The organism is Bellilinea sp. (genome assembly GCF_034432615.1).
In the GTDB taxonomy this organism is placed as follows: Bacteria; Chloroflexota; Anaerolineae; order Anaerolineales; family Anaerolineaceae; genus Bellilinea.
The window spans coordinates 1-8,070 of sequence record NZ_DAOUBL010000080.1 but is presented as its reverse complement, the minus strand read 5'-3'; the positions used below and the strand labels follow the sequence as shown (position 1 = coordinate 8,070).

Genomic DNA, 8,070 nt, shown 5'->3' with positions numbered 1-8,070 from the left:
CCCCCATTTGCCAAAGGCGCGATAATACAATGGGACTATGTGATGCAAAATGCCACCCGGCTTGTGCAGGAATTCGACATCCGCACGCCCTCCATCTTCACGCCGACCGGTTCACTTTCTGGAGGTAACCAGCAAAAAGTGATCGTTGCCCGCGAGCTTTCCCGCCCCATTCACTTACTGGTGGCTGCCCAACCTACCCGCGGTTTGGATGTTGGTTCAATTGAATACATTCATTCCCAAATCCTCAAACGGCGAGATGAAGGGGTAGCCGTATTACTGGTTTCTACCGAACTGGATGAGATTATGCAATTGTCGGACCGCATCGCCGTGATGTACCGCGGCAAAATCACAGCCACGGTCTCTGCCGAGGAAGCCAGCAAAGAACTGATCGGCCTTCTCATGGCTGGTGTGCCACTGGAAGACGCCCGTCAGCAAATTCAGAAAAAAGCCGCACAATCTGAAAAGATCGGGGGTGCGAATTGACCAGCAATTCCGAAGAACCCAAAAAACCCGGTGTTGGACAGATTTTTCTCGAAGAATTAAATAATCAATTTAAACCACCCAAAAAAGACGACAAGAAAAGAGGTGGAATCAGTCAAACCATTTTGATTCCCCTCCTTGCGGTAATCACCGGCCTGATCATTGGCGGGATTTTTATCATTCTCACCACCGAACAGGTTTACGCCGCTTTTGGGCAATCGTTTGGCGCAGGACTGGCAGCCGCATGGGATGCCGTTTCTAAAGCTTACTCGGGCCTATTTACCGGCGCATTTGGCGATCCGGCGCGCATGATTGCCGCCCTTCAATCCGGTGATGAACTGCAAATCCGCCGTGCTTTCAACCCCTTCCTGGAAAGCCTGGTTACCTCCACACCCTACATATTTGCGGGGTTGGCTGTTGCGCTGGGTTTTCGTGCTGGTGTGTTCAATATCGGCGCCGAGGGTCAAATTTTCATCGGCGCGATAACGGCAACTTTTGTGGGTTACTCGGTCACCGGCCTGCCGGCAATCATTCATGTTCCGCTGGCGCTGTTAGCCGGGGCAGCCGGCGGCGCCTTCTGGGGCTTCATACCCGGCTGGTTAAAAGCCAAAACCGGCGGACATGAGGTAATCAACACCATCATGATGAATTACATCGCCTTCCGGCTAAGCGATTTTTTGCTGACCGGCCCAATGAAACGCCCCGGCTCCTTCAACCCGGTCAGCCCGGAGATTTTACCCAGCGCCTGGCTGCCACGCTTTTTCCCAGACCCGATTCGATTCCACCTTGGCTTCTTCATCGCTTTGGGAATTGCTTACCTCGTCTATTGGTACCTGTTCAAAACCACCTGGGGGTTTGAATTGCGTACAGTAGGAACCAATCCCAATGCTGCCAAGTACGCCGGCATGAACGTCACCAAAAACATTGTTCTGGCGATGAGCCTTTCGGGCGCATTGGCCGGTTTAGCCGGCGCTAACGAGGTACTGGGCGTCAATCGCAATCTGGCAATGGCATTCTCTTCCGGTTATGGTTTTGACAGTATCGCCCTGGCACTGTTGGGGAATAACCACCCGCTTGGAGTGGTACTTGCTTCCCTGCTATTTGGCACCCTGAGAAGCGGTGCCACAAGAATGCAATTGACTGCCGGTATTCCCAACGACATTATTTCCATTTTGCAAGCCGTCATCCTGGCCTTTATTGCCGCCCCGGCAATCATCCGCACCATTTACCGCCTGCGTAAGCCAACCGTTGAGGAAGCGGGTGTAACCATTCGTGGGTGGGGAGGTTAATCGAATATGGCAACAACAACCAACAGCCAGATGTTCCATAAAACCTTTGTCCGCGAATCTCCCGTCCGCCAGCGCGTGATGGGTGTGTTTTTCCTTGTGTTGGCGCTTTCCATCTGGTTCTTTTTTGCCCGCTCGGTAGATGGCAACGCCATCGCCAGTTTTGGCCTGAGTACCTTTCAGGCAAAAACTCAACTCGATCCATGGAACCTGCCAGCTCTGAACACGTTGTATGTCTTAGCCGTTGTGTGCGCCATTCTGGGCGGCATTCAACTATCGCGTGGCTTCAAAAAATACACCAACGCGGTTTTGGCGGTAGTCGTGGGAATATTTGTCTTTGGCTTCCTCGTCTGGGCAACCGCCGGCAAATCGCTCAATCTGGTAGGTTTGTTCAATACCACCTTGAGCAAAGCCGTCCCCATTACCTTAGGTGCTCTTTCCGGCATTCTCTGCGAACGGTCGGGGGTGGTCAACATCGCCATTGAGGGCATGATGCTGAGCGGGGCAATGGTTTCAGCGCTGGTGGGCAGCATAACTCAAAATGCATGGCTCGGATTGTTTTGCGCCGTGTTGACCGGTGCAGTGCTGGCTTATGTCCACGGCATCTTTTCGATCAAGTACAAAACCAACCAGATTATCTCCGGCACGGTCATCAATATTTTTGCCACCGGTTTGACCTCGTACATCTCGGCAAAATTTATGCAGGTTTATCCAGCTTTGAACAATCCACCAACTTTTGGGGCCATCGCCATTCCACTGCTGGCGGATATTCCGGTGATCGGCGAGATTTTCTTCGTCAACAACCTGTTCGTCTTTGCTATGTTCATTTTCATCGTCATCCTGCAAATTGGCCTTTTCCAGACGCGCTGGGGGCTGCGGGTGCGCGCCGTGGGTGAGCACCCCAAAGCTGCCGATACATTGGGCATTGATGTTTTCAAAACCCGCTATACCTCGGTCATATTGGGCGGCATGATGGCCGGCTTTGCGGGTGCCTACTTTACTTTAGGTTCCGCCGGCCGCTTTGACGAAGTGATGACCGCCGGTCGCGGCTTCATTGGACTGGCAGCCATGATCTTTGGCAACTGGATCCCCACAGGTGGTTTTGCAGCCGGTTTACTGTTCGGCTTTGCCGACTCACTGGCTTCGCGCATGGCAATTCTGGGAATTGCCATTCCGTCTCAGTTCCTGCTAATGCTGCCCTACATCGCCACAATGATAGTGCTGGCTGGTGTGATCGGTAAAGGTCATGTGCCGGCTGCCGATGGTATCCCTTACGAAAAAGAATAAATTGGGTTGAGGAAATCTTAACAAAAAGGCAAAACGCTTGAGTCCGGCGTTTTGCCTTTTTTACTTGTTATAATTTTCTACGCTTACTGCTATCTCAGTGAAACGAAACGCAGCAAACTTGCGTAAATATCATATCCAATATTGTGTCCAGTCGACTCACAAAGGTGGAATTTTTATGACCTCTATCCAAGTCAATCAAATCAGCAAACGCTTTGGCAGCCAACAGGCGGTTGATCAGGTTTCTTTTGAAGTTGAGCCGGGCGAAATCTTCGGCTTGCTTGGCCCGAATGGCGCCGGCAAGACGACCACCATTCGCATCATTCTGGATATTTTCAAACCCGACAGCGGAGAAGTTGTAGTCCTTGGCGGCAAAATGAGCGAAGAGAAGAAAAATCGCATCGGTTACCTGCCGGAAGAGCGAGGTTTATATCAGGATATTACCCTGGAAACCTGCCTGAATTATTTGGCCCGCCTGAAAGGTTTAAAACCGGCGGAGGCTGCAGCCCGCGTTGAACAGATGATGAAACGCTTTGACCTGTACGATCACCGGAAAAAGAAGGTCAAAGAATTAAGCAAAGGCATGCAGCAGAAAGCGCAACTCATTATCACCCTCGTTCATGACCCGCAATTGATCATCATTGATGAACCCTTCAGCGCACTCGACCCGGTCAACACCCAAATGGTTAAAGATTTATTGCGTGAAGAACGCGACAAGGGCAAGACCATTGTCATGTGCAGCCATCAGATGCATCAGGTGGAAGAATTATGCGACCGGCTGGTGTTAATCAACCGTGGAAAAGTGATGCTTTATGGAAAATTGAACGATATCCGCCGCCAGTATTCAGGCCAGGAAGTCATTGTGCATCCATTGAACGATTTACCTGCTCAAATTCCCGGTGTAAATCGCATTGAGCGCGAAAACTCCGCCTACATTCTGCATCTGGCGGATCAAATTACCCCTCAGACAATCCTGAAAAATCTGGTAGATCAAGGCATTGCGCTGGAACGCTTTGAAATCGCCCTGCCCACACTGGATGAGATTTTCATTCAAGTGGTCACTGCCCGCGGAGAATTCTCATGAACAAGTTCTGGGTTGTTTTCAAACACGAATACCTGCGCCACGTCAAGCGTAAGCGGTTTATTTTTGGGCTGCTTTCCATCCCGCTTTTTATGGCGGTCATCATGGGAGTCAGTATCCTGGCGGCTGTCTTGAGTGAAGATACCCGCCCGGTTGGTTATGTTGACCAGTCCGGTCTGTTCAAGGACGCCCAACCGCTTCCATCCAAAGGCAGTGGTTTCTTTGCGGAGAGGGTCAAAATTCTGACCTTCAATGATGAAACAGAAGCGGGCAAGGCTTTAGAAGATGGAAAGATACAGGCATACTACATCATCCAGGCGGATTATCTTGCCACCGGCAATGTCAGGATGATCGCAAAAGAGGCGGTTGATTCGGAGGTTCACCGCGATTTTTCAGAATTTCTGCTGGCAAACCTGTTGAAAAGCGAAAACCCAACCATCCGCACCCGCATTCTGGAAGGACCCGAGCTGACCCTGCGAACCTTTGATAGCGACCAAAAATTCAACAGCCGCAACCCTTTCGGTTTTCTAATTGCCATCTTCTCCGGCGTGATCTTTCTGCTGGCGGTCAACACCAGCGGTGGTTATTTGCTTCAGGCGGTGGTGGAAGAAAAGGAAAACCGCACCATGGAAATCGTGGTGACCTCTCTCTCCACAGATCAATTCATGGCCGGCAAAATTTTCGGCAATTTGAGCGTGGGATTGACACAACTGCTATTCTGGCTGGTCATGGCCGGCGTTGCAGCCTTAGTTGCCTTTCGCGCCTTCCCCGACCTGAGCGAAACGGGGATTGGTTTCTCCTTTTTTGGTTTGATGACACTCACCTTTTTGCCGGCTTTCATCATGATTGCAGCACTGATGACGATGGTCGGTGCAACCGCCACCGAAGCGCGTGAAGCTCAACAGATTGCCGGTCTCTTCAGTCTCCCGATTGCCATTCCCTTCTGGTTCATTGCCGCCATCATGGAAAATCCCAACGGCCCTCTTGCCATCGGCTTCAGTTTCTTTCCTTTCACAGCCCCCATGACCCTACCATTGCGCTCGATGTTGACCAATTTATCGGTCTGGCAAATCGGGCTTTCGGTTGGCTTATTATTTGCTGCTGCCGCTGCATCCATCTGGCTGGCAAGCCGGGCGTTCCGCCTGGGAATGCTCCGCTATGGTAAAAAATTGACCCTGGCAGAAATTCTCCGTCCCCGCTGATCTGGTGAGGTATTTTAATGAAAAAAATCTGGCTTGTTCTATCCCATGAAATCGAAACCATCGTACGCAGCCGTTCCTTCATCCTCACCCTGATTCTGGTACCACTGGTGGGGTTTCTCGTAGTTTTTATTGTGGGCATCCTTCAACGGAATAATCCCAGCCCCGATTTGACATCCCTGCTCCTTCCCGAAAGACCACCGGTAAAAGGTTTTGTGGATTATAGTGGCATCATTCTGGAGGTACCCGAAGAATTGGGCGAAATTGTTCGGGCATACCCCAATGAAAGTGACGGACTGCAAGCGCTCAAAGAAGGTCAAATTGCAGTGCTGTATGTCGTATCACGGGACTATCTGGAAACAGGCAAAATTGACCTCTTCGCCCAACAAATCAACCTGCTGGAAGACAGCGGCAACGCTTATCCGGTGGATTGGTTAATTCATTACAACCTGCTGAAAGACAAACCCCAACTGCTCGATCGTGTCGTTCAGCCACTCAACCTGAAGGTTGAATTCATTGCTACTGAAAAACCGCCCCGTGATCCAAACGACATGCTGACCTTTTTTGTGCCGTATGGGATTACCCTGTTCTTTTATGTCTTTATTTTAGGGTCAGCCTCCCTCTTGCTCAGCAACATCACCACCGAAAAACAAAATCGGGTCATGGAAATTTTGCTTACCTCGGTCACTCCCTCGCAAATGATGACGGGTAAAATCATCGGGCTGGGTTCGGTTGGGCTGCTGCAGATGGTTGTATGGCTGGTTTCGGCATTAATCCTCCTTCAATTTAGCGGAAGAACCTTCACTGCGCTTCAGGGCATTCAAATTCCGCCTGCCATCATCGGGTGGGGCGTTCTCTATTTCATTTTGGGCTATACCATTTTTGCCGGTCTGATGGCAGGCATAGGCGCACTGGTTCCCAATCTGCGTGAAGCCTCACAGGCCACTTTTCTGGTCATTCTACCCCTCATTATCCCGCTCATGTTTATTTCGCTGCTGATAAACCGCCCCGATGCAGCGCTCTCAATCGGCTTGAGCCTGTTCCCGTTAACCTCACCCGTGGCTATGATGACCCGCCTGGCAGCCACTCCGGTACCAATCTGGCAACTGGGGCTGGCAGCCGTGCTGCAGGCCCTCACGGCGGTATTCATCATCCGACTTGTATCGGGAATGTTTCGAGCGCAAAATTTGCTTTCCGGACAGTCATTCAGCATAAAGGTCTTTCTGCAAGCACTGGCTGGAAGATCGTGAGAGGAGGTTGTCTGATCCATTACCCGAACGGCTTGCAACACATGAAAGGGAATGTTATAATTTTCTCAGGCCAGAGACAGGGCTGATTCGTATCGGTTTGTTCAGATCGTCAAAACGATTTTCTTCCCCTTTTCTCCTTATAAAAATTCCCTTACCCATCAATCAGGACTTTGTACCTGTTGATCTGGCTTGACCCCATCCCCCACAATCACGGAAGAGAATAAATGGAAATTCTCGAACTCGAAAAAGCGCCTCTGGCAACCTTGCGCGAAATTGCCAGAGAGTTGGAAGTGCCAAACGCCTCGCGGCTGAAAAAAGAAAATCTGATTTTGCGCATCCGCCAGATGCAAGCCGAAAAAGAAGGCCAGGAAGTACGCGGCGGGGTGTTGGAAATCTTGCAAGAAGGCATTGGCTTTTTGCGCACCAATTATCAAATTGGGCCGGAGGATGTCTATGTCTCGCAGGCTCAATTGCGCCGCTACGAATTGCGCAGCGGTGACCTTGTCATCGGCGTTGTGCGGCCGCCTCGCGAATCGGAACGGCATTACGGCCTGTTGAAAGTCGAGAGCATCAACGGTATGACACCGGAAGAAGCCCGCGACCGCCCCGTCTTTGAACGCCTGACCCCAATTTTCCCGGATAAACGCTTCGATCTGGAAACAGACCGCAATATCCTTTCCACCCGTCTGATCAATCTGATTGCCCCCATCGGGCGTGGTCAGCGCGGCATGATTGTTTCACCCCCAAAAGCCGGCAAGACCACCATCCTCAAACAAATTGCCAACGCCATTACGGTCAAAAACCCGGATGTGCATCTGATTATCGCCCTGATTGGTGAACGCCCGGAAGAAGTAACCGATATGGATCGCTCCGTGGATGCAGAAGTGGTTGCCTCCACTTTTGATGAACCGGTCACCGCGCATATCCGCGCCGCCGAAATCACCCTGGAACGTGCCAAAAGGTTGGTCGAAATTGGACGAGATGTGGTAATATTGATGGACTCATTAACCCGGCTGGCGCGGGCTTACAACCTCGTGGTCAACCCTTCCGGGCGAACCTTATCAGGCGGTATGGATCCATCGGCATTGTATCCACCCAAGCGCTTCTTTGGAGCAGCCCGCAATCTGGAAGAAGGCGGATCTTTGACCATCATCGCCACCGCACTGGTAGATACCGGTTCCCGCCTGGATGACGTGGTATATGAGGAATTTAAAGGTACCGGCAACATGGAACTCCATCTTTCACGCCGATTGCAGGAGCGCCGGGTTTATCCGGCCATTGATATTGAACGCTCCTCAACCCGTCGTGAAGAACTGTTGCTCGGCCCGGATGTCCTTCAGCGCGTTTGGCTGATGCGGCGCATGTATCTGCAAATGATTTCACCCCCGCCGCAGGGAGCAGGAATGGATCCGGCCGTAGCCACCGAAGCGATATTGCAGCGCATGGCAAGAACCAAGAGCAATGCGGAGTTCCTCGAAAGCCTGACGGAG

6 protein-coding genes and 1 pseudogene are annotated in these 8,070 nt (G+C 51.4%); all 7 read left to right on the top strand.

Going from position 1 to position 8,070, the window contains the following annotated elements:
- Positions 1–483 (top strand): annotated as a pseudogene (locus tag VAE48_RS03800) (heme ABC transporter ATP-binding protein); the annotation flags it as partial.
- Positions 480–1,769, top strand: coding sequence for an ABC transporter permease (locus tag VAE48_RS03795; protein WP_322791989.1), 1,290 nt, complete (start codon positions 480–482; stop codon positions 1,767–1,769). The pseudogene VAE48_RS03800 and the gene VAE48_RS03795, both read left to right, overlap by 4 nt.
- A 6-nt stretch (positions 1,770–1,775) precedes the next feature.
- Positions 1,776–3,053, top strand: a complete 1,278-nt coding sequence (locus tag VAE48_RS03790) for an ABC transporter permease (protein WP_322791988.1) — start codon at positions 1,776–1,778, stop codon at positions 3,051–3,053.
- A 175-nt stretch (positions 3,054–3,228) separates the two neighbouring features.
- The gene (locus VAE48_RS03785; protein WP_322791987.1) at positions 3,229–4,134 is read left to right on the top strand and encodes an ABC transporter ATP-binding protein; all 906 of its coding nucleotides are present in this window, start codon (positions 3,229–3,231) and stop codon (positions 4,132–4,134) included.
- Entirely contained in the window at positions 4,131–5,333 is a 1,203-nt protein-coding gene (locus VAE48_RS03780) for an ABC transporter permease (protein WP_322791986.1), read from the top strand. The genes VAE48_RS03785 and VAE48_RS03780 overlap by 4 nt, the downstream gene beginning before the upstream one ends.
- A gap of 17 nt (positions 5,334–5,350) precedes the next feature.
- Positions 5,351–6,580 carry an ABC transporter permease gene (locus VAE48_RS03775; protein WP_322791985.1) on the top strand — a complete coding sequence of 410 codons (1,230 nt, stop codon included), beginning with the start codon at positions 5,351–5,353 and terminating at the stop codon, positions 6,578–6,580.
- A gap of 224 nt (positions 6,581–6,804) precedes the next feature.
- Positions 6,805–8,070: transcription termination factor Rho (gene rho / locus VAE48_RS03770; RefSeq protein ID WP_322791984.1), on the top strand; the 1,266-nt coding region annotated here is incomplete at its 3' end.